The 22394-nt window shown below is 52.8% G+C and carries 17 protein-coding genes and 1 pseudogene; 8 read left to right on the top strand and 10 right to left on the bottom strand.

All coding sequences use genetic code 11. The features are described 5' to 3' along the window. Window positions 1-37 precede the first annotated feature (37 nt). Genes ugpC through HV237_RS03015 form a run of 3 tightly spaced genes read right to left on the bottom strand, consistent with a single transcriptional unit; the run spans window position 38 to window position 3562 of the window. Window positions 38-1105 carry a sn-glycerol-3-phosphate ABC transporter ATP-binding protein UgpC gene (gene ugpC / locus HV237_RS03005; RefSeq protein ID WP_047358954.1) on the bottom strand — a complete coding sequence of 356 codons (1068 nt, stop codon included), beginning with the start codon at window positions 1103-1105 and terminating at the stop codon, window positions 38-40. Then, complete coding sequence (locus HV237_RS03010; protein ID WP_047358955.1) at window positions 1102-2490, bottom strand: phosphomannomutase/phosphoglucomutase; 1389 nt, start codon at window positions 2488-2490, stop codon at window positions 1102-1104. Before HV237_RS03010 ends, ugpC begins: the two co-directional genes overlap by 4 nt. A gap of 25 nt (window positions 2491-2515) precedes the next feature. Further along, the gene (locus tag HV237_RS03015; protein WP_016154604.1) at window positions 2516-3562 is read right to left on the bottom strand and encodes a LacI family DNA-binding transcriptional regulator; all 1047 of its coding nucleotides are present in this window, start codon (window positions 3560-3562) and stop codon (window positions 2516-2518) included. 211 nt (window positions 3563-3773) lie between these two features. On the opposite strand from HV237_RS03015, the gene HV237_RS03020 reads away from it, so the two are divergent. The 5 genes and pseudogenes from HV237_RS03020 (at window position 3774) to HV237_RS03040 (ending at window position 9401) form a co-directional block, all read left to right on the top strand. Beyond that, window positions 3774-5060, top strand: a complete 1287-nt coding sequence (locus tag HV237_RS03020) for an ABC transporter substrate-binding protein (RefSeq protein ID WP_047358956.1) — start codon at window positions 3774-3776, stop codon at window positions 5058-5060. Between the two features lie 9 nt (window positions 5061-5069). Next, window positions 5070-5936, top strand: coding sequence for a sugar ABC transporter permease (locus tag HV237_RS03025; protein WP_016154602.1), 867 nt, complete (start codon window positions 5070-5072; stop codon window positions 5934-5936). After that, complete coding sequence (locus HV237_RS03030; protein WP_016154601.1) at window positions 5937-6764, top strand: carbohydrate ABC transporter permease; 828 nt, start codon at window positions 5937-5939, stop codon at window positions 6762-6764. Window positions 6765-6775: 11 nt separating this feature from the next. Then, window positions 6776-8359 (top strand): annotated as a pseudogene (locus HV237_RS03035) (alpha-glucosidase). Beyond that, on the top strand, window positions 8343-9401 hold the full coding sequence (locus HV237_RS03040; protein ID WP_047358957.1) for a glycoside hydrolase family 130 protein: 1059 nt from the start codon (window positions 8343-8345) through the stop codon (window positions 9399-9401). The pseudogene HV237_RS03035 and the gene HV237_RS03040 overlap by 17 nt, the downstream one beginning before the upstream one ends. 210 nt (window positions 9402-9611) lie before the next feature. Here HV237_RS03040 and HV237_RS03045 read toward each other — a convergent pair whose 3' ends face one another. From HV237_RS03045 to ebgR, 4 genes are all read right to left on the bottom strand, one after another. Further along, on the bottom strand, window positions 9612-11045 hold the full coding sequence (locus tag HV237_RS03045; RefSeq protein ID WP_016154598.1) for an amino acid permease: 1434 nt from the start codon (window positions 11043-11045) through the stop codon (window positions 9612-9614). Window positions 11046-11110: 65 nt separating this feature from the next. Further along, window positions 11111-11560, bottom strand: a complete 450-nt coding sequence (locus HV237_RS03050; protein ID WP_047358669.1) for a beta-galactosidase subunit beta — start codon at window positions 11558-11560, stop codon at window positions 11111-11113. Further along, window positions 11557-14649, bottom strand: a complete 3093-nt coding sequence (ebgA, locus tag HV237_RS03055; protein ID WP_047358668.1) for a beta-galactosidase subunit alpha — start codon at window positions 14647-14649, stop codon at window positions 11557-11559. Before ebgA ends, HV237_RS03050 begins: the two co-directional genes overlap by 4 nt. 207 nt (window positions 14650-14856) lie before the next feature. Beyond that, window positions 14857-15840, bottom strand: a complete 984-nt coding sequence (ebgR, locus tag HV237_RS03060; protein WP_019077746.1) for a transcriptional regulator EbgR — start codon at window positions 15838-15840, stop codon at window positions 14857-14859. A gap of 209 nt (window positions 15841-16049) precedes the next feature. Here ebgR and HV237_RS03065 point away from each other — a divergent pair, with 209 nt between their 5' ends. Then, the gene (locus tag HV237_RS03065) at window positions 16050-16382 is read left to right on the top strand and encodes a tRNA-binding protein (protein WP_016157522.1); all 333 of its coding nucleotides are present in this window, start codon (window positions 16050-16052) and stop codon (window positions 16380-16382) included. A gap of 90 nt (window positions 16383-16472) precedes the next feature. Here the strand turns inward: HV237_RS03065 and ygjG are convergent, their stop codons facing one another. Further along, window positions 16473-17852 carry a putrescine aminotransferase gene (gene ygjG, locus HV237_RS03070; RefSeq protein ID WP_049259762.1) on the bottom strand — a complete coding sequence of 460 codons (1380 nt, stop codon included), beginning with the start codon at window positions 17850-17852 and terminating at the stop codon, window positions 16473-16475. A 430-nt stretch (window positions 17853-18282) separates the two neighbouring features. Here ygjG and HV237_RS03075 point away from each other — a divergent pair, with 430 nt between their 5' ends. After that, a complete protein-coding gene (locus HV237_RS03075; protein WP_016154592.1) occupies window positions 18283-19803 on the top strand; it encodes a PAS domain-containing methyl-accepting chemotaxis protein in 1521 nt (506 codons plus the stop codon). Between the two features lie 53 nt (window positions 19804-19856). Here the strand turns inward: HV237_RS03075 and HV237_RS03080 are convergent, their stop codons facing one another. After that, window positions 19857-20531, bottom strand: a complete 675-nt coding sequence (locus HV237_RS03080) for a PadR family transcriptional regulator (protein ID WP_167593145.1) — start codon at window positions 20529-20531, stop codon at window positions 19857-19859. A gap of 235 nt (window positions 20532-20766) precedes the next feature. Between HV237_RS03080 and HV237_RS03085 the strand changes: the two genes are divergently transcribed. Next, window positions 20767-21540 (top strand): siderophore-interacting protein, encoded by a 774-nt coding sequence (locus HV237_RS03085; protein WP_181541671.1) that lies wholly within the window; start codon window positions 20767-20769, stop codon window positions 21538-21540. Here HV237_RS03085 and HV237_RS03090 read toward each other — a convergent pair whose 3' ends face one another. Continuing rightward, on the bottom strand, window positions 21541-22389 hold the full coding sequence (locus HV237_RS03090) for a helix-turn-helix transcriptional regulator (RefSeq protein ID WP_047358672.1): 849 nt from the start codon (window positions 22387-22389) through the stop codon (window positions 21541-21543). Window positions 22390-22394: the final 5 nt, after the last annotated feature.

Here is a 22394-nt window from a genome sequence, read left to right on the forward strand (position 1 = left end):
TTCAAAAAATGCCCCTGCGGACGCAAGGGCAAGTGGGTCAGAACGCCAGTCGTTTACCCAGACCGTCAAAGAGATGCAGGTGCGACTCTTGTACGGTGAGCGTAAGTGGTGTATCCGGCATGAAGCTAAGCTGTTGAAAAGACTTCAGGCACACGGGGTGGCCGGCTAAATCCAACCACACCAGCGTGGAGTCGCCCTGTAATTCACACAGCCGGGTACGACCTTGCAATGTGAAATCCCCGGTCTGCTGGTACTGCATATGCTCCGGGCGGATGGCGACAAACAGCTTGTCCCCGTCGCTAACGCCTGCTGGCTGACGGGTGAGGCGGAAGACAAGGTTATCGGCGATATGCAGCGCGCCTTCGCGCCATACCGCTGGCAGAACATTGATTTTCGGCGTGCCGATAAACTCAGCGACAAACAGGTTTGCCGGGGTGTTATACAGCTCCAGCGGCGTGCCCACCTGCTCAATTTTTCCCTTGTAAAGCACCACGATGCGATCGGCCAGCGTCATCGCCTCCACCTGATCGTGCGTTACATAGATCATGGTGTTTTTCAGGGTGTTATGCAGTTGCTGGATCTCCTGGCGCATCCCGACCCGCAACGCGGCATCCAGGTTAGACAGCGGTTCATCAAACAGAAACAGTTCCGGTTGCTGGACAATAGAACGCCCGATCGCCACACGTTGGCGCTGCCCGCCGGACAGATTCTGCGGCAGCCTGTCCAGCATCTCTTCCAGCTTCAGCATGCTGGCGGCGTGAGCGACCCGCTTATCAATCTCGGCGGCGGGCGTGTTGATATTACGTAAACCGAATGACAGATTTTCCCTGACGGTCATATGCGGGTAGAGGGCGTAGGACTGAAACACCATCGACAGGTTGCGTTTGCCCGCCGCAAGTTTGGTAACCTCTTTTCCCCCCATCACCAGTTTACCGCCGTCGGGGATTTCCAGTCCGGCGATGATCCGCAGCAGCGTGGATTTCCCGCATCCGGAAGGGCCAACCAGCACAATGAACTCCCCGGAGGCGATCTCCAGCGACAGATTTTCAATGATGGTGTTCTTGCCCCAGGCTTTATGAATATTACTCAGGCTTAGCGCGGTCATAACCTCTCCTTGTCAGAATCCCAGGCTGCAATCAGCGTTAAAAGTTCATCGGTTTTGCGCGCCAGCAGTGCCGTATCCGCGCGGGTTTCCACGTTCAGGCGCAGCAGCGGCTCGGTGTTGGAGGCGCGTAAGTTGAAGCGCCAGTCAACGAAGTCGATGCTCAACCCATCGCAATCGTCACGCAGGCCGCCGGCTTGCAGATAGTGAGCGGCGATGGATTGCATGACAGATTGCGGATCGGCCACCGTCAGATTGATTTCGCCGGAAACCGGAAAGCGCACCTGGGCGTGTTCGATATACGCCGACAGCGGACGGCTGTCGCTGCCGATAATTTGCAGCAGCAATACCAGTGGGATCATCCCGCTGTCGCAATAGCCAAAATCGCGGAAGTAGTGGTGGCCGCTCATTTCTCCGCCGTAGACCGCGTCCTCTTCGCGCATCCGCGCTTTGATAAAGGCATGCCCGGTTTTGCTGATGACCGGGATTCCGCCGCAGCGAGTTACAACGTCCAGCGTATTCCACGTCAGGCGCGGGTCGAGAATGATGTGACTGCCTATGGAGCGTTGCAGGAAGTGCTCGGCGAACAGGCCAACCAGGTAGTAGCTCTCAATAAAGCGGCCACACTCATCAAAGAAGAAGCAGCGATCGAAATCGCCGTCCCAGGCGATGCCGAAATCAGCCTGATTCTCGATAACCGCCTGCTGGGTGATGAGGCGGTTTTCCGTCAGCATCGGATTCGGCACGCCCGCCGGGAAATGACCGTCCGGCTGATGGTGCAGTCGAATAAACTCAATCTGAACGCCCGCACGGGCTAGTCCGTCGGCGATCGCGTCAAGCGCAGGCCCGGCGGTGCCATGTCCGGCGTTGGTCACAATACGTAGCGGGCGAGTCGGCGGATGCTGAAGGAAGCGCAGCAGGCAGGCAATCCAGGCGGGGCGATTATCATAAGGGATGAGGCTGCCACGATGGACAATCGGAGCAAAGTCATTGCGCTCCGCCAGCGCTTTTATCTCCAGCAGGCCGTTGTCGTTACTGATCGGACGCGCCTCTTCGCGCACCAGTTTCATACCATTGTACTGCGCCGGGTTATGGCTGGCGGTAATCTGAATGCCGCCGTCGGCACGCAGTTCCCGGGTGGCGAAATAGATCTCTTCGGTGCCTGACAGACCAATGTCGATAACATCCACGCCGCTGGAAATCAGCCCGTCGGTCACGGCGGATTTTAACGATTCCGAGCTAAGGCGAATGTCGGCGCCGATCACTACCCGGCGCGGATGGCGCCAGGCGGCGTAAGCGCGACCGATGCGAAAGGCGATATCCGGCGTCAGGTTGACGCCAACCTCACCGCGAATGTCGTAGGCTTTAAAACAGGTTAGTTCATCCATAATCTACTCTTCTGTAATTAATGAGTCAGGCTGACTCCCGAATGATGAGCTGGTAAGGCAATTCATAGTGGGTCACCGGTCCTCTGGTGAGCAGCAATTTGACGGCCATTTCCCCTTTCTTTTCCGCGTCTTGCGCGATGGTGGTCAGGCGTATTCCCGCCACCTCAACGGCGAGATTATCGAAACCGGTAACGGCAACCCGCTGCGGAACCGCCAGCTGCTGCCGTTGGCAGTAGTGGATCGCGCCGACGGCGAAGCGATCGGAAAGGCAGATAAGCGCAGTGATCTCCGGATGGGTTTCCAGTAACGCTTTGGCCGCCTGTTCGCCGTGTTCTTCATCGTGTCGGGTTTGATACAGCCAGCACGTATCAAGGGCGAAGCCGCGCTGCTGGAAAACCTCCCGGCAGGCATTCACGCGGGAGAGCATCAGCAGGTTGTCGCCGGTGACGGGGGCGGTCAGATCGCACATTCCCTGCGCGGAGGGCTGTGACGGAAAGGCGATGATGCCGAAATGTCGATGACCTTTATCGGCCAGATAGCGGGCAATATCGCGCATGGCGCAGGCGTTATCGATGGAGACGCTGCTGTGGTCGGGAAACTGAAAATCGAGCGTGACCACCGGACGCCCATGAGCCAGCGCGTGCTGGATCATGGCCGCATTGTTATGCGTGGCGTTGAGAATATAGCCATCAACCAGGGTGTTGAGCGGCGTCTGTTGCCGCTTACGCAAAGGGATCAAGACCAGATTGACGTTTTGTTCTTCACACTGGACGGCGATCCCCCGCATCAGCGCAATGTCGTGGGGATCGATAAACACGTAACTCATAGAGTCGTTGAATATCACGCCGATGGTGTCAGATTTGCCGGTACGCAGCGCGCGCGCCAGCTTGTCTGGTCCCTGAAAGCCAAGCTCGCTGGCGTATTGCAAAATTCGCTGGCGCAGCTCCGGAGATAATTTTTCCGGATTATTCCATGCGTTCGACACCGTGGTATGGGAAATACCCATAATCTTGGCCAATGATTTTATCGTAATACGTTTCTTATCTTTATTATCATTAACGTTTATTTTCATGTTTAATATATTTGTTGGGTTTATATATTGGTGTGAATTATTTATTTCTATCGTCCATTGCGTTGAACGTTGATGCAAAGTTTAACGTTAAACAAAAATCGTTTTGTGATTTGTTTAACGTTAAACATAAAAAGGGGGTGTTAATTTACGCTCCATTCAATAGCTGGGTAGCGGTAAATCAATACTTATTGAAAGTAAATGGAGAATTATCGTGAGAATTGTAATATTAGCTAAATTAACAGCCTGTGTACTATTCGCGTTTTGTATTTCTGGCTGCGGTCCGGATGATAAAAAATCCGCAGAGACAGCAAAAACGCCAATTAAAATGTGGGTGGCACCAAACGAAAATGAAGAAGCCTTCTGGAATACTATGGTTAAAGAATGGAATAAAGACCCGGCGCATACCCCGGTCGAATTTACGCCCATTCCTGCCGCCAGCAGTTCTGAAGAGGCAATAATGAACGCGCTGGCTTCCGGCACGGAACCCGATATTTCCAGTAATATCTTTATCGGTTTTGCCAGCCAGTTGGTGGAAATTGGTCAGCTTGAAGACCTGTCTAAAATGAGTGGTTTTAATGAACTCGTTAATAACCGACAGATGGGCAAAATTATTCCTGCCTGGCAATTAAACGGCGAGCAACACGTTCTGCCAATCTATATTAATCCTATCGTCTGGTGGTGGCGGGGCGATTTACTCAAGCAGTATGGTTTTGATCATGTTCCGACTCGTTATGATGAGCTTTATCAGCTGGCAGAGCGCCGGGCGGCGGATAATAACGGCTATGTTATTCAGATGACCGCCGGGAAAAACTGGTGGGAACGCTGGTTCGATTTTATTCCGCTTTATTATGCGCAAAACGGTGGTAAACCTTACCTCGCAGGTCATCAGGCGACGTTTGCCGATCCTGCCGGACAGGCGGTACTGACCTTTATGGGGAAAGTCTTTAACAGCAAGTGGAGCAGCTACGACTTCACCGCCGCCGACGATCCGTTAGCGACCGGGCAGGTGCTGGCATCCGCGCGCGGTCCGTGGGATATCGCTCGCTATCACAAGCAGTATCCGGAGATCCTCAAAACGCTGCAAATTGGGCCGATGCTCACCGAGAAAGGCGACGCGCACCCGTATACGTTCGGCGACAGCAAAGGGGTGGTGATCTTCAGTTCCAGCAAGCGCAAAGCGCAGGCGTGGGCGTTTATTCAGTGGGTCTTTAACAACGCCGAGCACGACCGGAGCTGGCTGGAGCTGACCGGTATGCCGCCAGCACGCAGTGATTTAATGAGTAATCCGCTGTTTGTGAATTACTTTGAGAAAAACCCGCTGGAGAAGGCGATCGCTTCTTACGTGGACGTCGCGCTGCCGCCAGCGGCCACTACGCAAACCACGGAGATTCAGCGCAGCATGACGCAGATGCTGGAGCAGGTCATTTTCAACCACGCCGATCCGGCAGCCACCCTCGATAAATCCGCGCAGGAAATTAACACGTTGCTGGCGAAATAAGGGGAAAAAATGGCTGGATATGAATCCCGCACCGGAGGCCTGCTGGCCTCCACGTGGATCGGTTATTCGTTGCTGTTCTGGTTTTATCCGCTGTGCTGGCTGGTCGTGCTTAGCGTGACGAACTGGCAATTTATTGGCACGCCGACGTTTAGCGGATTACAGAATATCATTGGCGTGTTTCATGACGCGTTATTCTGGCAGTCGATGTGGAACGTGTGCCGTTTTTTAATGTGGTATATCCCGATTGTCTTTCTTGCCTCGCTGCTGTTTGCCGCGGGATTACGAAAAATTAAGTACGGGAAAAGTTTTATTGCCCTGAGCTTTTTACTGGCGAATATCTCTTCGGGGGTGGCCTATTCCATTGTCTTTGCAAAACTGTTCAGCGAATACGGGCCGGTCAATCAATTTTTACAGGCCAGTTTCGGCATCTCTGTGCCCTGGTTTACCAACCCTGACTGCGCCATGTTATCCATTGCGTTAATTGTTACCTGGAAATTCGTCGGTTATTACGGGCTGATTCTCTATTCCGGGATGGTGGCGATCCCCGCGGATATTTACAGCGCGGCGCAGTTGGATAAAACCGGGAAGTTTAAGCAAAGTTGGGCGATTACCCTGCCGATGATGAACGCGCAAATCGTGATGGTGATGGTGCTGGCGATTACCGTGGCGTTCAGCATCTTTACCGAGCCGTATCTTATCACCGGCGGTGGACCGCTCAACAGCACCACCAGTCCGATGGTAGTGATGTATGAAGTGGCGTTCCAGAAAATGAAGCCAACCTGGGCGGCGACCATGTCGATTATCGTTGCGGCATGCAGTTTCCTCGCCATCTGGGTCTTCCGCAAAGTATTCGAAAAACATATCGAGATTGTGTGAATGAAGAAACTGACTCCCTTAACGCTGCTCATTCACGCCGTGATGTTTTTGCTGGCGCTCACCTGGCTTTATCCTTTTATCTGGATGGTGATCTCCTCGTTGAAACCGACGGCGCAAATCTACACGACCGGGCTGTTTTCCGGTCATCTGACGCTGGAGAATTACGCTTTTCTGTTCGATAACAGCAACCGGGCGGACAAACCTTTTTTGCGCACCCTGGTTAACTCGCTGTTCGTGTCGCTCACCATTACCGTCTGCGTCACGCTGACCTCAATGCTGGTGGGATATGCCGTCGCGAAAACCGAGTTTCGCGGCAAAAATGCGTTTCGCAACCTGTTGATTGTGCAGATGGTTTTCCCGGTCTTTATGTTCATCATTCCACAGTTTGTCCTGATGCGTGAACTGGGGCTGATCAACAGCTACGGGGCGATGATCCTGCCGTATGCGATGAGCGCCTGGGGCATTTTTATGGTTTCGCAGAGCTTTAAAGGCACGCCGAATGATTACCTGTATGCCGCAAGGCTCGATCACGCCAGCCTGTGGGGGATCTTGCGGCATGTGATGATGCCGCTGAATAAATCTATTCTGGCGATTGTCGCACTGTTCACCTTTTCCAGCTCATGGGACAACTTCCTCTGGCCGCTGATCGTGATGCGCGAAGTGGACAAAATGCCGTTTTCGGTGCTGCTCGCCACCTTCAGCAAATCCTATGGCATCTACCTGGGACCGGTGCTGGCGGGGTCGGTGGTGCAGATGCTGCCAATCGTTGTCCTGTTTATTCTGTTCAGAAAATACTTCCTCGAAGGCATGTCGTTATCACTGAAATAAGGAACGTGACGGTGAAAAAGCAACCGTGGTGGCAGGCGTGTACCTGTTATCAAATTTATCTGCCTTCGTTTTGCGACGGCAATAACGACGGGCTGGGCGATTTTCCGGGCCTGATTTCCCGGCTGGATTATTTGCAGGCGCTGGGCATCGGCGCGGTGTGGATCACGCCGTTTTATCCCTCTCCGCTGGTGGATAACGGCTACGATATCAGCGATTACTGCGCCGTTGACGCCCGTTTCGGCACTCTCGACGATTTTCGCCGGGTGGTTGACGGCTGCCACGCCAGAGGCATTCGGGTGATTATCGATCTGGTGGTCAATCACGTCTCCTCAGAACATCCCTGGTTTTGCGATGCGTGGAATAATCCGGACAGCCGCTATCGTGATTATTTCCTTTTTCGCCGCCAGCCGAATAACTGGCGTTCTTTCTTTTCCGGCAGCGCGTGGACCGCTGAGCCTGACACCGGTGAATTTTATTACCATAAATTCGCGCCCGGCCAGGTGGATCTCAACTGGGCCAACCCCGCGGTGGAACAGGAAATTTACCGGGTAGTGGATTTCTGGGTTACGCAGGGGGTGGACGGCTTTCGCTTTGACGTCATCAACTTTCTTACTACCGACGGCATTGGGCCTGATAACCCGGAAGAGAACGGCGAGCAGCGCCATGAATTTGACGTTAATCAGCCGCGACTCCCGGAGACGCTGCAACGGCTGTGTGCCCATGTTCGGGCGCAGGGTGACTATTTCCTGATTGGCGAAATCGGCAGCGAAGACCCTGACGTGCTCAGCCGCTATCAAAGCCCGCAGCTGATGGACGTGGTGTTTAATTTCAATATCGGTAGCCAGAAAAACTTTGATGTTTCCCGTCTTTTCAGCCAGTTAAAAACCACGCTGGCTGCGCAGTCGGGTTTACCGACGCTGTTTTTCTCCAGCCATGATATGTCGCGGATGCTCAGCCGCTTTGGCGAAAACGAGCGCGATACCGGGCGGGCGCTGGCGGTGTTGGCGCTTCAGCTAACGGTGAGCGGCGTGCCGTTTATCTTCCAGGGAGAAGAGCTGGGGGTGACCGACTACCGTCCGCAAACGGCAGAGCAGCTTTTTGATATTCAGGGAAAAACCCATTACCGCACCGCCCTTGCCGCAGGCAGCAGCCCACAGCAGGCACTGGCGCTGGCTATTGAACATTCGCGGGATGGTTCGCGTGCGCCGCTGCCCTAGCGCGACGCCCCCTTTGGCGGATTTTCCTCCGTCGTGCCGTGGATGCCCGTCGGCGGCGATATCGCCCTGATTAACGCGGAGCGCCAGCAGCAGGATGAGACATCGTTCTGGCATCAGTACCGACGGCTGATCGCCCTGCGCCACCGCGTTGCGGCGCTGCATCAGGGACAGCAGGACTCGCTCGACCTCACTGACGAATGCGTCTGGTTTACCCGTTCGACGGCGGCGGAGCAGGTCTGGGTCGCCATCAACTTTGGTGCGCCCGTTCGCAATCCGTGGCAGGAGATTGAGGCTGAAGTGCTGTACGGGGAGGACGCGCAATGGATTGGCAAGAATCAATGTTTGATCAAAAGGAGAGTACATGGACAGGCACAGTAAAAACCCGTTGATTACCCCGGCGGACGTGACGCCTTCACTGCCCGGCAGGAAGGTCGATTGTGTTTTCAATGCTGGCGTAACGGAGTGTGACGGAGAGATCGTTCTGCTGCTGCGGGTGGCGGAAAGCGTGATCAATTCCGACCCGCAGCAGCGTGTCGTACCGCTGTTGGAAAAAACCGATGCGGGCTGGGTACAGGCCACCGCAAGTTTCGATCGTCGCGATGAGCGCTATGATTTCAGCGATCCGCGGGTGATCGTGCTGAAAAGCGATCCGGCGCAGGTGTGGCTGACCTCCATGTCGCATCTGCGTCTGGCGCGCAGTCGCGACGGGGTGAACTTCCGGATTGACAGCCAGCCGTTTATCATCGCCGATACGCAATATGAAGAGTTCGGCTGCGAAGATGCGCGGATCACCCGCATCGATGATACCGCGTACATCAACTACTCGGCGGTGTCGTCGCTGGGGATCTCTACCGCGTTGGCGGTGACCAAAGATTTTGTCACGGTGGAGAAAAAAGGGTTGATCCTCTGCCCGGACAACCGCGACGTCTGCTTTTTCCCGGAAAAGATCGCCGGTAAATATCACGCCCTGACCCGTCCGGCCCCGTGCCACTTCGGTCATGCGGAAATCTGGATCTGCGAGTCGCCGGATATGTTGCACTGGGGCAACCATCGCCACCTGCTGGGACGGTCCGGCGATGCCTGGGACTGCCGTAAATCAGGCGGCGGCGCGCCGGTATTAAAAACCGATCGCGGCTGGCTGGAGATCTACCACGGTGTGGATGCCGATCAGCGCTACTGCCTCGGCGCGCTGCTGCTGGATCTCAACGATCCGACCCAAATTCTGGCGAAATCACCGGTGCCGTTGCTGGAGCCAGATGCGCCCTACGAGCGCGAAGGCTTCTTCGGCAATGTGGTGTTCACCTGTGGGGCGCTGATCCGCGATGAGACGCTGCACGTCTGGTATGGCGCCGCCGATGAGTGTGTGGCGCTGGCGACAATGCCGCTGGACAAACTGTGGCGGCATCTGGGGGTTGAATAAATGCCGCAGAGCGTCCTGGGTTGCTAAACCTCCTTCTGGCAGGGGGGCGATTCACACGTTGCGGCCGCTGGTGGACGAATCTTTGCTACAAATAATGAAAGTACACAACAGAAGAGCAGGGCAATAAATGCCCTGCAAGTCTGTATATTTAATTTCACATTGTATTTCAGGTGAGCAAGAAAACAGACAGCTCTAATCGTTATTGATATTTTAATTAATATCTGACGCGGGAGCCGCCTCAATAGCTTTTTCTTCTTTGGTTAGCCCTTTGATGTATTTACTGTATTTCCACCAGGCAAAACCGAGAAAAATAACAATCCCCCCGACGTTATAGAAAATAATGGTCATGATGTTACCGCCGGTCGGGAAGGTCGAGGCAATAAACCCGATGGTGAAAAGGACAATCAGCATCGATACCACAATAATGCCGGTTTTTTGCGAACCCATACGGAAGTCGCGCGGTAAGTGGTCCAGTTTTGCGCGCAGATTCAGGTAAGCCAGCATAATAAACAGCGGCGGCAGCATCGATGCGGCGGCGGTCATGTTGATGATGGTGTTCATTAAATCCTGCACGGTATTGGAGCCGAGCGTTGGGATAATCATCAGCGGGATAACAATCAGGAACTGAATCCAGGCTGCGCGGGCCGGAACGCCGTTTTCATTCAGTTCGACGGTTTTTTTACCGAAAATTCCCGCCGGAATTTCAGAGAAGAAAATTTTCACCGGCGTTGCGGTCCACATCAGCAGAGAGCCGAACATCGCGGTAAAGGAGACCAGGCCGACAAAGCGGTTAACGATCAGTTCCGGCAGGCCAAAGTATGCCGCCAGGCCGTGGAATACCTGTACCGAACCACCGGTAAATTTCAGCTCTTTGCTGCTCACGAAGACGTTGATCAGTACCGAGGAGATGGAATAGAGCACGCCAATAAAAATCCCGGCAATGATAATAACCTTCACGAACGATTTGGACCCGCCCTTGACGTCGTTGACGTACACTGCCACCGACTCCGCACCGCCTGCCGCCATAAAGATCCAGGTGGTGATACCGAGGAAGGCCCAGTTAAAATTCGGGATCATTGCGTCTACGGTGATAGGGTCAGCAGGCTGTACGCCGCCAACCAGCGCAGTACCCGCCAGCAGGATGTAGGACAGGGTCAGCAGCAGCATCAATGTGGAGGTGACCGAAGTAATTGGTCCTAACATTTTTGCGCCGTTGGTCGAAACCCAGGTGGAGAAGGCAAACAGCACCATACTTAACACAGTGGTTGCGAACGGCGTCAGAATGTATTCGTAGCCTAAAAAAGCATATGAGGCGTAGGCGATAACACGGGGTAACAGCGAGGTAAAAAAGAACAGGTTAACGAACCAATAGGTATAGGCGGTAATAAATGCCCAACGTCCGCCCAGCGAACTTTTCACCCATGCATAGACACCGGCTTCGGAGTTTTTATTCAGCGAAACAAATTCAGCGATGATTAAGCAGAACGGAATAAAGTAGAAGATCGTCGCGAGGAAAAACATCGGTGCGGATGCCAGACCCAGCTCAATATTATTGTTGATAACGTTATTAAAACTATAAACCGCGGCAAAGGTGAGTGAAAGTAAGCCGAACTTGCCGATGGTATTACGTTTGGTATCAGACATAGCACATCTCCGATTCCTGATTATTATAGGGTACTGGCGGCGCAACGTCGGCGCCGCCTGTGTTTTTATTTATTATGAAAATAACCATCTTCGATGGTGACTTTGAGTACGACTTTTTTCACTGCGTTATTACAAATAAAACGATAGGCTTCATGGTTGTCACAAATAACCATTTGTCCTTCGCGCACTTCTACGGTTTTTCCACAGCCTTTCAGATATTCGCGATCGGTTTCATCGCGATAATATTCAACCACCTGGAGATCCTCTTTGGCGGCATACTCTATTTTTTGCTGTCCTTGCAGGTAGTAATGGATTTCAAAATAACGACGATAACCGGTAAACAGTGCATCGGTCGCGGAGTCTGTCTCCACGCGATAGCTCAGGGAATCACCGATAGAGTGGGCGACGCCTGGTTGAATATTATCAATATTTTCAATCGCTTCGACGCAGCGCTGCCACTTCTTCCCGGATGCGTAAATTTGTTGGAACTGCGCTAAGTTGTCGATGATCCTCATTTTGTATTCTCACTGTGCAAATTCGTGGAAAAGAACCCGGTACCAAAGACGCGGCTGGCGGCGGTTTGAGCGCTAGATTCGCTACCGGAAACCGGCAACAACGTGAAGCCGTAGCTGAACGAACGGAACCAGACGCGCCAGGAATCAAGCACCTCGCTTCCCCACGAGTTGGAGCCTAAGCCCAGCACCTGGTGGTCCAGATTCAGGGTGATGTCATCGCTGCGCTGCAGCGCATTACAGTGCTGTGCGGCAAAGATATTTTCTGACGTATAGCGCCAGGCGCTCAGGTTGACAGGGCGCTGCGGAACCACCAGCAGACCGTTGCCGTGGCGGTTGGTTAGCGTTGCCCAGCGCACGTCCTGACGATTGCCGTTGTTTTGCGGGAACGGATAGTTTTCGAACATCTCATCCACGCTGCTGCGCCAGATATCGATGATGTTGGCCTGCTGGCTATCGGCATAGTTTTCACCGGGACCACGTCCGTAATACGCCACCTGCCCCAAATCGCCGTTGATGCCCATCGTGAAGCCGATGCACGGAATAATGTCCCGGTACTCGCCGTAAGGCTGGCCGGAAAGCTCCACGTTCAACTGACCGTCTGCGGCAATCCGCCAGCGGTAGGTACAGCGCATACCGAAATCAAATACCGGCGGGGCGATAATCGTCTGGCTGGTTATCAACAGCGCGTCATCGGTTTGCTCAATGGCAAAATCGCGCAGATGTTCCTGCATAATCTGTAAATGATTTGGTTGCCAAAGGCCTTCGAACTCTTGTTTGTGGTTATCAATGGTTGGTTTGAAGAAATTAATCTTCGGCTCGCGGGTAATCAGCTCCTCACCGTTAACGGTCCAGCTAATGGGCTTACCGTTCAGTTTTGAGAAGGTCAGATGGAAGTTATAACCGCGTATGGTGCAGCTCTGACGGCTGTCTTCCAGCGTCAGAGGGGTAGCGTTTTTCAGGCTAAACGGTACGGCAGCCGCCGTTCTGGCCTTCAGCGGGAACTGATAAGTCGCGATGTGGTGCCCGGATTCGCTGTATAACGTGCGGGAATCTTTCGTCACGATGACGTTGAGGAACGCTTCGCGCGCATCCAGCTCCGGCAGTGTGCATTGCACGAGAGTATCGCTGTTAGGAGGGACGTCGCGCAGTTTTATCTGCTGAGCAGAAAGCGTATCTCCCTCGGCGCGAACCTCAATATGCAAGGTGTAGTCGTCAAGCGTGGTAAACCACAGTTTGTTTTCTACCCGTAGCTCGCCGCGAGCCAGATCCTGTGCGCGTACTTTTACTGGCGCAATCACCTGCTTGTACTCCTGCAGACCCGGCCCCGGGGTTTGATCGGAATAAATCAGGCCATCAAGGCAGAAGTTGTAGTTGTTCGGATAGTCGCCGTAGTCGCCGCCATATTTGTACCAGACGTTGCCGTCGTCATCTTTGGCCTGAATCCCGTGATCGCACCACTCCCAGACATAGTGTCCCTGAATGCAGTCATGCTGATAAAAGACGTTCTGATATTCCGTCAACCCGCCGGGACCGTTGCCCATGGCGTGAGCATATTCGCAGATGATGCGCGGCTTAGGATGTGGATATTCGCCAAACTCATTCATCAGCGGCACACGGGTGTACATGGTGGAGATGATATCCACCACTTCGGCGTCACGGTCTTCTTCGTAATGGATCAGACGCGTGTCATCCAGCGCTTTCGCGGCGTGATACATGGCGCGGATGTTACAGCCGTATCCGGATTCGTTGCCGAGCGACCAGATGACGATCGACGGGTGGTTTTTTTGTGCATGGATGTGGCGCACGATGCGCTCAACGTAGACGTTTTCCCACAGCGGATCGTCGGTTATCCGGCTGATATCGCCGATATTGGCGAAGCCGTGAGATTCAACGTCGGTTTCGGCCATCACGAACAGACCGTAGATATCGCACAATTCATAGAAGCGCGGATCGTTCGGGTAATGGGCGGTACGCACGGAATTGATGTTGTGCTGCTTCATTAACAGCAGATCTTTTTCAACGCGATCCATGCCAACCGCACGGCCTTTTAGATGATCGTTGTCGTGGCGGTTAACGCCATGCAGCATCACGTAGCGGTTATTGATGTAAAACAGACCGTCGCGAACTTTGATATCGCGGAATCCGACCCGCTGTGGCACGACCTCAAGGAGATTGCCGTTGGCATCTTTCAGCGTCATCACCAGATGATAAAGATACGGCGATTCCGCTGACCACTGCTGCGGCGCGCTAACCTTGAAATTAAAAGCGGTGCGGGTGTGTTGATCCACTGCCAGATTGTTAATCACGCCGCTATGCAGCGCCTGCTCACCGTCAAACAAGGTGTATTCGAGCGACGCCATCGCTGGCGTGGCAGCCAGGTTTTCCAGCGCAATGTCGCAGGTGAGGGTGGCGTCGCGATAGTCATCATCGAACTCGGTGCGAACGGTAAAATCCTGAATATGGGTCGCCTCTTTGCCTACCAGATAGACGTCGCGGAAAATTCCCGCCGACCACCACATGTCCTGGTCTTCAACGTAAGTGGAATCAGCCCATTGCATTACGCGAACGCACAGCAGGTTGTCACCGGTCTTCACCACCGCGCTGATATCAAATTCAGCCGTCAGGCGGCTGCCTTTGCTGAAACCGACGTACTGACCATTCACGTAAACTTCGAAGTAGGTTTCTACGCCATCAAATTTAATCAGCGTTTGTTTGCCCTGCCAGCCTTCGCTGAGGGAGAAAATGCGCTGGTAGGCTCCGGTGGGGTTATTGGTCGGAACGTAGGGGACATCAATCGGGAAAGGAAAACCTTCGTCGGTATACTGCAGTTTGCCGTGTCCTTCCATCTGCCACATGCCTGGGACGGTGATGCTGCTCCAGTCATTCATCAACTGCGACGTAAAGATTTCCGGCACCTGCAGCGGATGCTCAAAGAACTGAAAATTCCACTGACCGCTTAGCAACTGAAAGAGGCTGCTGGTTTCGCGGGCAAACGAGCGAGCCTGCGCAACGGAGTCATAAGAGAAAAAATATGCGCGTGGCGCCAGTCGATTTTCGTGGGTGAGCTGAATGTTTTCCCAGCGATTCATAAGGCCTCCCGGTGGAGAAAAATCGGAACCATTCATTGTAATGGTGAGTAAGTGTAATTGATGGTGATTTTAGTAAAAGTTTTACTAAAATATAGCGAGTAAGGTGATTTACTTTAACTGGATCACGAAAATAATGGGGGCGCAGAAAATAATGCATGACAATGCGGGCCCGGCATCAGAAGAAACCGGGCGTGTTTACTGGGGATTTTAGCGGGTGGTGCCGCGCAGTTTCAGCTTGCTGGGAACAAAAACCAGCAGAGGAAGCGCACGCCCATCGCGGGCTTTCTCAAACAGCAGGTTGACGCCCTGACTGCCCATCATTTCTGAATGGATGCGAACGGTGGAAAGCGGAGGAAAGGTGAAGCGCGCTGTCGGGATATCATTAACGCTAATTAGCGAAATGTCCTGCGGAATGTTCAGGCCACGCTCGTGAATGGCGCGCAGAACGCCAATAGCAATCGAGTCTGAAGCCACAAACAGGGCACCGGGATAGTCGGCTTTCGCCAGCATTTTTTTGGCCAGTTCATACCCTGATGAACTGGAGAAACCGCCGCGATAGATGTCCTGTTCAGAAACGACCTGCTGCAGACGACCGTATTCGACAAACGCGGCTTCACGGATATCTGCCTTGCCGGGTTCGTCTTCACCGCCGATGAAGCCAATGCGAGTGACGCCCTGGGCGATGAAGTAGTCGATGCTCTCTTTACTGATGCGGGCCAGATCGATATCGACGGCGTCATATTCGCTGCCGGGTTCATGGAAATCGATAAAGCAGATGTTGTCAGTAAGCGCTGTTGCCGCATTACGCAAAGCCGGAGAAGGCTTGCCGACAATAAGAATGCCGGTAATGTTTTTGCTCTCCGGCAGCCCACTGTGCTCATAGCAGTTGGTCAGTTCGATCCCCAGCTTCTCACACTGGGTTTCTATTCCGTGACGGATCGCGAGATAGTAAGGATCGTTGATTTCCAAATCCTGCTGGTAGCTGTAGAGCGCCAGAATATGCTGGGGGCCGAGCGCGCTGGTCTGGTTTTTACGAGCACTGCTGGTTTTGTACTCCAGTTTTTCCGCGATCTCCAGAATGCGATGCTTGGTCTCTTCTTTTACATTCAGCGTGGGGTCATCATTTAAAACCCGGGACACTGTCGCCAGGGACACGCCAGCTTCGATTGCGATGTCTTTAAGTGTTGCCATGTTTGCCTTTTCCCTGAGTTACCTGCGCATTGTAAATGAAGTGCTTATCTATTCATCTGTTTTCAGTAAAAAAAGTACGTTTAATTGACATGCCTGGGGTAAAACTGGGCTTTCAGAGTGTGATGACTACGTCATTTTCCCGCTTTTGAGAACCATGCCAAGAAAATAATTTGCTAGTATTTAGTAAAATTTTACCAAAGGAGAACACAATGGATACCGTCGCATTTGCTGATTTTGCCCGAATGGAAATACGTGTTGGAAAAATCGCACAGGTAAAGCGCCATGACAATGCTGATAAGCTGTATATCGTGCAGGTGGATGTGGGAGAGCGTACGCTGCAAACCGTGACCAGCCTGGTGCCTTATTACAGCGAAGAGGAATTGATGGGGAAAACGGTGGTGGTGCTGTGTAATCTGCAAAAGGCCAAAATGCGCGGGGAAACGTCAGAATGCATGTTGCTCTGCGCTGAGACGGACGATGGCAGCGAAAGCGTGCTGCTGACGCCAGAACGCCTTATGCCTGCGGGTGTGCGGATTGTTTAAGTTGTGCTAATTGCCGGATGGCCGCTACGCTTTTATCCAACCTACATTTGATCCCGTAAGCCTGAGATGCGCAGCGCCATCCGACCTGTATTACACCTGCTCCACGCTCACCCGTAATGCTGCCAGGGCTTTGCGCGTCGATCGCAATACCAGATCGCATTGCTCGATCGTTAACGTTAACGGCGGTTCGATACGGATCGTCTTTGCATTGTTTAGCGTGCCGGCAACCAGTACCCGCTGGCGGAACATCTCACTGGCAAAGTTGTAGCCGATTTCATTATCGACAAACTCAATTGCCATCAGCATGCCTTTACCGCGTACATCATGCACCAGGTCTGGGTACTCCCGCGCAAGCTGGCGGAAACCATCCAGCAACATATCGCCTTTCTGCTCCGCCTGAGCCGGTAAATTTTGCTCCAGCAGGACGTTAATGGTGGCTAACGCAGCCGCACAAGCGAGCGGGTTGCCGCCAAACGTGGTGGTATGCAAGAAGGGATTGTCGAACAGGACGGAAAACACCTCTTCGGTGGCAATGGTTGCGCCAATTGGCATCACGCCGCCGCCCAGCGCTTTGGCCAGACACATAATGTCGGGCTGCACGTTTTCGTGCTCGCAGGCGAACATTTTGCCGGTACGACCCATGCCGGTCTGCACTTCATCAAGGATCATCAGCGCGCCAAACTCATCGCAAAGTTTACGCACGGCGGGCAAATACCCTTGCGGTGGCAGGATCACGCCCCCTTCACCCTGGATAGGTTCGAGGATCACGGCTGCGACGTCGTCACCAGTCTTTTTACACTCGCTGAGCATGGTGCGCATCGCGTTAATATCGCCAAACGGTACATGGCGGAAACCTGGCAGCAGCGGCATAAAGGGTTTGCGGAAGGTTGATTTAGCCGTGGCGGACAGTGCTCCCAATGATTTGCCGTGGAATGCGCCGCTGGTGGCAATGAACGTAAATTTACCGCGCGGCGATTGATACGCTTTCGCCAGCTTCAGAGCGGCTTCAACCGACTCGGTCCCGCTGTTACAGAAAAAACTGTATTTCAGTTTACCTGGCGCCAGCGCGGCGAGGGTTTTTGCCAGCATGGCCCGCAGAGGGTCAAGTAACTCCTGGCTGTGCAGAGGTTGTTTCGCGAGTTGATTCTGTACGGCGGAAACCACGACTGGATTACGGTGCCCCACGTTGAAAATTCCAAATCCACCCAGGCAATCGACGAACTCCTGCCCCTGGGTGTCGACAAGCGTATTCAGGCTTCCCGCTTGCCACTCTACGGCTCCGTAATCCCCGCCTGCAGTTACAGATTTTCGATACTCTAAGAACCCCGGATTGACATGCTCCTTGAAGTATTCAATCACCTCTCGGTTTAATGATTTCATTTCCTCATGATCAAGCGTGCGCTTTTCGATGAGATTCAGTGCGTGTGCGCTGCAGGCCAGGGCCGATGCGCTGGAAGGTAACCTGTTCAAAATATGCTCCCGGAGCTCGCGTATCACATGATACTGATTTAAGTATTGCAGTGATTGCGCCATTCCGGCGCGCTTAGCAAAAATCGGGATAAACACCAGGAAACATCTCATTCACGCAACATTTAATGCTGATGTTTAACATTTGCTGGCATTTTGCCCAGGTTAAGACCGCGAAAACAGATCGGAAAAGCACTTTTCTGCGCTAAAAGTGAGCAATATTTGCACTGTGACGGTGCGTTGGTAGAAGTGCAGTTGAATAGTTACTGAATGAAAGTATTTTAAATCAATGGATTAGAATGCGTACAGATTTTGAGGTTTAATCGCAAATTGCGATCTAAATCAAATTTAACAACTAAAGATAAAAAAATTATCGCCGAAATAACATAAGCCGAAAGAGTTAACAACCAGATAACCTGCACAGGACGCAATCATGTCTTCTCATCCCTACGTTAGTCAGCAAAATACACCGCTGGATGATGATATCACCCTCATGTCGACCACCGATTTACAAAGCTATATCACCCACGCGAACGATACTTTTGTCCAGGTCAGTGGCTATCAACTGAATGAATTGCTTGATAAGCCGCACAATCTGGTTCGTCATCCGGATATGCCAAAAGCGGCGTTTGCGGATATGTGGTACACCCTGAAACAGGGCGAGCCATGGAGCGGGATTGTGAAAAACCGGCGTAAGAATGGCGATCACTACTGGGTAAGGGCCAATGCGGTGCCGATGGTACGGGAAGGTCGTGTCACCGGATATATGTCGATTCGTACCCGGGCCACTGACGAGGAGATTGCGGCGGTAGAGCCTTTATATAAAGCGCTGAATGAAGGGCGTTGCAACCGACGTATCCATAAAGGACTGGTGGTACGCAAAGGCTGGCTGGGTAAACTCCCGGCGCTGCCGATTCGCTGGCGAGTGCGCAGCGTAATGGCAATTATGTTTATCGTACTGGCGGCCGCATTGCAGCAAATGGGCGCCGAATGGCCGTTACTGCTGATAAGCGCGCTGGTGATGATGCTGGGAACGGCTATTTTCGAATGGCAGATTGTGCGTCCTATTGAGAATGTCGCTCGTCAGGCGCTAAAAGTGGCGACCGGTGAACGAAACAGCGTGTCGCATCTTAACCGCAGTGATGAACTGGGCCTGATGCTGCGAGCGGTTGGGCAACTGGGGCTAATGTGCCGTTGGCTCATCCATGATGTCTCCAGTCAGGTGAGCTGTGTGCGCAGCGACAGCGAAACGCTGGCGAAAGGCAGCGATGATTTAAACAAGCATACGCAGCAGACCGTAGAGAACGTGCAGGAAACGGTGACCACCATGAATCAGATGGCGGCATCGGTGAAGCAAAACTCAGAGACCGCCGCCGCGGCCGACAAGCTCTCCATTGCAGCCAGCAGCGCGGCGACGCACGGCGGCGAGGCGATGGATACCGTCATCAAAACTATGGACGATATCGCCAACAGCACCCAGCGGATCGGCACCATTACCACGCTGATTAACGATATTGCTTTCCAGACTAATATTCTGGCCCTGAACGCCGCTGTTGAAGCCGCACGGGCGGGTGAGCAGGGGAAAGGGTTCGCCGTGGTGGCGGGAGAAGTGCGTCATCTTGCCAGCCGCAGCGCCAGTGCAGCCAATGATATCCGCAAGCTGATTGATGCCAGCGCCGATAAGGTGCAGTCCGGATCTGACCAGGTTCACGCCGCAGGGCGCACGATGGATGATATTGTGGCGCAGGTGCAAAACGTGACGCAGTTGATCGCCCAAATCAGTCACTCAACGCTGGAACAGTCAGATGGTCTTTCGAGCCTGACTCGCGCAGTGAATGAATTAAGCAACATTACGCAGAAAAACGCCGAACTGGTTGAAGAGAGCGCCCAGATTTCCGCGATGGTGAAACATCGCGCTGGTCGTCTGGAAGATGCGGTTACGGTGCTGCATTAATATTAACGATAAAGGCGGAACGCAGGGTGACCGCGTTCCGCCTGCTCTGTAGATTAATCCAGTTGAGTAATATCCAGCGCAGCGCGATCGATAATACCGATGATTTTTTTGATCTGCGCATCGCTGGTATCACCATGATTGACCCGTAGGTCCAGCACGGTTTTGAAGTTCTCCAGCGCGCGTTTCATCTGCGGGTTCTTGCGTAATTCAAAACCCACGCAGCGGGCTTTAATACGTTCGTGGATATGTTCCAGATGCTCACGGTTTTCATCCAGCCACTGCTGGCCCTGGGTTGTGATCGCAATCTGTTTACGCCCGCCTTCCTCGTCGCTGATAGTGATCAGCTCTTGATCCTGCAAGAAATCCAGCGTCGGATAGACGACGCCCGGGCTCGGGGTATAGTTGCCCTGAGTCAGGGTTTCAATCGCTTTAATCAGCTCATAGCCGTGGCTGGCGTCGCGGGTCAGGATATCCAGAATGACCAGGCGTAATTCTCCGTGACCGAAGAAGCGCTGGCGACGACCGCCGCCGCGACCGTGGCGGTGTCCACAACCCTGTTCGTGGTGATGTTCTTTGTTGCAGCCTTCATGGCGATGTTCTTCACCTTTGCAGCAACCTGCATGGTGTTCGTTGTGGCGGCCTTCGTGGTGATGTCCTTCACCCTTGCAGCAGCCTTCGTGTTGGTGCTCTGTATGCTTGCAGCAACCTTCATGATGGTTTTGCATCATCGTCTCCTGATGTGTTTTAGATATATCTAATTTATATCTAAATATTGTTTTGGTGCAAGGATATAAAATTTTTTTTATTTAACTTGGTGATTTTTATCTTTTTTAAAGGCGTGCGTTAGTCAGTTAATCAGAAGTCGACTATATCAAAAAAGTGCTTGCAATCTTGCTGATTAGCAATCATTATCATTTAAAAATTAATTTAGATATATCGTATTATCTTTCCGAAGGCGAAAAAATGACAAAAAACACCTCACGCTACCCGCAGCGCGTTCGCAATGAACTGCGTTTTCGGGAACTTACTGTCCTGCGCGTCGAACGTATTAGCGCGGGATTTCAGCGCATTGTACTGGGCGGTGACGCTCTGGATGGTTTTAGCTCACACGGCTTTGATGACCATACCAAGGTCTTTTTCCCTGAACCGGGCAGCCACTTTGTGCCGCCGGTTGTCACCGATGAAGGTATTGTCTGGGCTGACGGCGTGCGTCCGATATCCCGTGATTACACGCCGTTGTATGACGAAGCACGCCATGAGCTGGCACTGGATTTCTATATTCATGACGGTGGCGTGGCAAGTACGTGGGCGATGAATGCCCGCGAGGGTGACAAGCTGACGGTAGGCGGACCGCGCGGTTCTTTGGTGGTGCCAGAAGACTACGCGTATCAGGTTTACGTGTGTGATGAATCGGGAATGCCTGCGCTGCGCCGACGCCTGGAGTCGCTCAGCCGTTTAGCGGTACGTCCGAACGTCACGGCGCTGGTAAGTGTGCAGGATGCCGCGTACCAGGACTATTTTGCTCATCTCGACGGATTTACTATTCAGTGGTTTATCGGCCATGACGAACAGGCGGTGAATGAACACTTATCGCAGCTAAGCGTACCTGCAGATGATTACTACATCTGGATTACCGGCGAAGGTAAGGTGGTCAAAAACCTGAGTGCTCGCTTTGAAAGCGAGGCGTTCTATCAGCAACTTGTTCGCGCAGCGGCTTACTGGCATCAGCGTCGTTAATCAGTAATTAGATGGCGGCACGCCAAACGCCTGGCGGAATGCGTAGCTAAATGCCGCGGTGCTTGAATACCCTACGTCGAGCGCCACGGCGGTCACGCTTTTATTTTTCTTCAGCATTAATACGGATTCCAGAATACGCATTTTTTGCTTCCAGACGCTGAAAGGCAATCCGGTTTCTTTTTTGAAATGGCGTGAAAAGGTACGGGCAGACATACCCAGATGCTGCGCCCAGTATTCAACCGAATGCTCCAGCGCCGGGGATTCTTGTATTGTTCGGCAAACTTTGGTTAATTCGCGATCCTGCGGCCAGGGTAATACAAAAGCGACTTCCGGAAGCTGCAGAATAATGTCGACCAGGACGCTAACCAGCTTGCCCTCTTTTGACTGGCTATCATAATGGCCCGAAATTAAATTCGTGGCGTAATGAATAAACTCTCTGGCGAAATCACTGATAGCCACCACTTTACATTCATTGATGCTCTCTTCAAGAAAGCTCGGTTTAATATCCAGATTCTCTAAATACACATCATCCAATGCCCAAACCGCATGCTCCGTATTATTCGGGATCCAGATGCCATAATGCGCCGGGATTATCCAGCACTTGCCGGCAACATCAATACGCATACTGCCTTTGCGGGCGAAATGAAACTGCATAAAAGAGTGTGAATGCTGTGGAACATGATGATTGGCTTCCAGGACATAAGAGCGAAAGTAAACATCCTGCGGCAGTTCCGTCATGGAGTTATCCGGGAAGGAGTTCCACTGTTTTTGCACGAGAGTTTCCATAAATAGATCGTCAATGCTCCCGATGGTGTGTCCGCTGCTCGATAGATCTTGTCCGCGGATCATAATAC

Origin of the sequence: Citrobacter sp. RHBSTW-00570 (assembly GCF_013739755.1) — a bacterium.
In the GTDB taxonomy this organism is placed as follows: domain Bacteria; phylum Pseudomonadota; class Gammaproteobacteria; order Enterobacterales; family Enterobacteriaceae; genus Citrobacter; species Citrobacter braakii.

What these genes read in the sequence shown, in the direction of transcription:
- HV237_RS03065 (WP_016157522.1), top strand. Translation starts at nt 16,050, where the DNA reads ATGGATACCGTCGCATTTGCTGATTTTGCCCGAATGGAAATACGTGTT.
- HV237_RS03025 (WP_016154602.1), top strand. Translation starts at nt 5,070, where the DNA reads ATGGCTGGATATGAATCCCGCACCGGAGGCCTGCTGGCCTCCACGTGG.
- HV237_RS03040 (WP_047358957.1), top strand. Translation starts at nt 8,343, where the DNA reads ATGGACAGGCACAGTAAAAACCCGTTGATTACCCCGGCGGACGTGACG.
- HV237_RS03015 (WP_016154604.1), bottom strand. Translation starts at nt 3,562, where the DNA reads ATGAAAATAAACGTTAATGATAATAAAGATAAGAAACGTATTACGATA.
- HV237_RS03045 (WP_016154598.1), bottom strand. Translation starts at nt 11,045, where the DNA reads ATGTCTGATACCAAACGTAATACCATCGGCAAGTTCGGCTTACTTTCA.
- HV237_RS03050 (WP_047358669.1), bottom strand. Translation starts at nt 11,560, where the DNA reads ATGAGGATCATCGACAACTTAGCGCAGTTCCAACAAATTTACGCATCC.
- ebgA (WP_047358668.1), bottom strand. Translation starts at nt 14,649, where the DNA reads ATGAATCGCTGGGAAAACATTCAGCTCACCCACGAAAATCGACTGGCG.
- HV237_RS03075 (WP_016154592.1), top strand. Translation starts at nt 18,283, where the DNA reads ATGTCTTCTCATCCCTACGTTAGTCAGCAAAATACACCGCTGGATGAT.
- HV237_RS03090 (WP_047358672.1), bottom strand. Translation starts at nt 22,389, where the DNA reads ATGATCCGCGGACAAGATCTATCGAGCAGCGGACACACCATCGGGAGC.
- ebgR (WP_019077746.1), bottom strand. Translation starts at nt 15,840, where the DNA reads ATGGCAACACTTAAAGACATCGCAATCGAAGCTGGCGTGTCCCTGGCG.
- HV237_RS03030 (WP_016154601.1), top strand. Translation starts at nt 5,937, where the DNA reads ATGAAGAAACTGACTCCCTTAACGCTGCTCATTCACGCCGTGATGTTT.
- ugpC (WP_047358954.1), bottom strand. Translation starts at nt 1,105, where the DNA reads ATGACCGCGCTAAGCCTGAGTAATATTCATAAAGCCTGGGGCAAGAAC.
- HV237_RS03085 (WP_181541671.1), top strand. Translation starts at nt 20,767, where the DNA reads ATGACAAAAAACACCTCACGCTACCCGCAGCGCGTTCGCAATGAACTG.
- HV237_RS03080 (WP_167593145.1), bottom strand. Translation starts at nt 20,531, where the DNA reads ATGATGCAAAACCATCATGAAGGTTGCTGCAAGCATACAGAGCACCAA.
- HV237_RS03010 (WP_047358955.1), bottom strand. Translation starts at nt 2,490, where the DNA reads ATGGATGAACTAACCTGTTTTAAAGCCTACGACATTCGCGGTGAGGTT.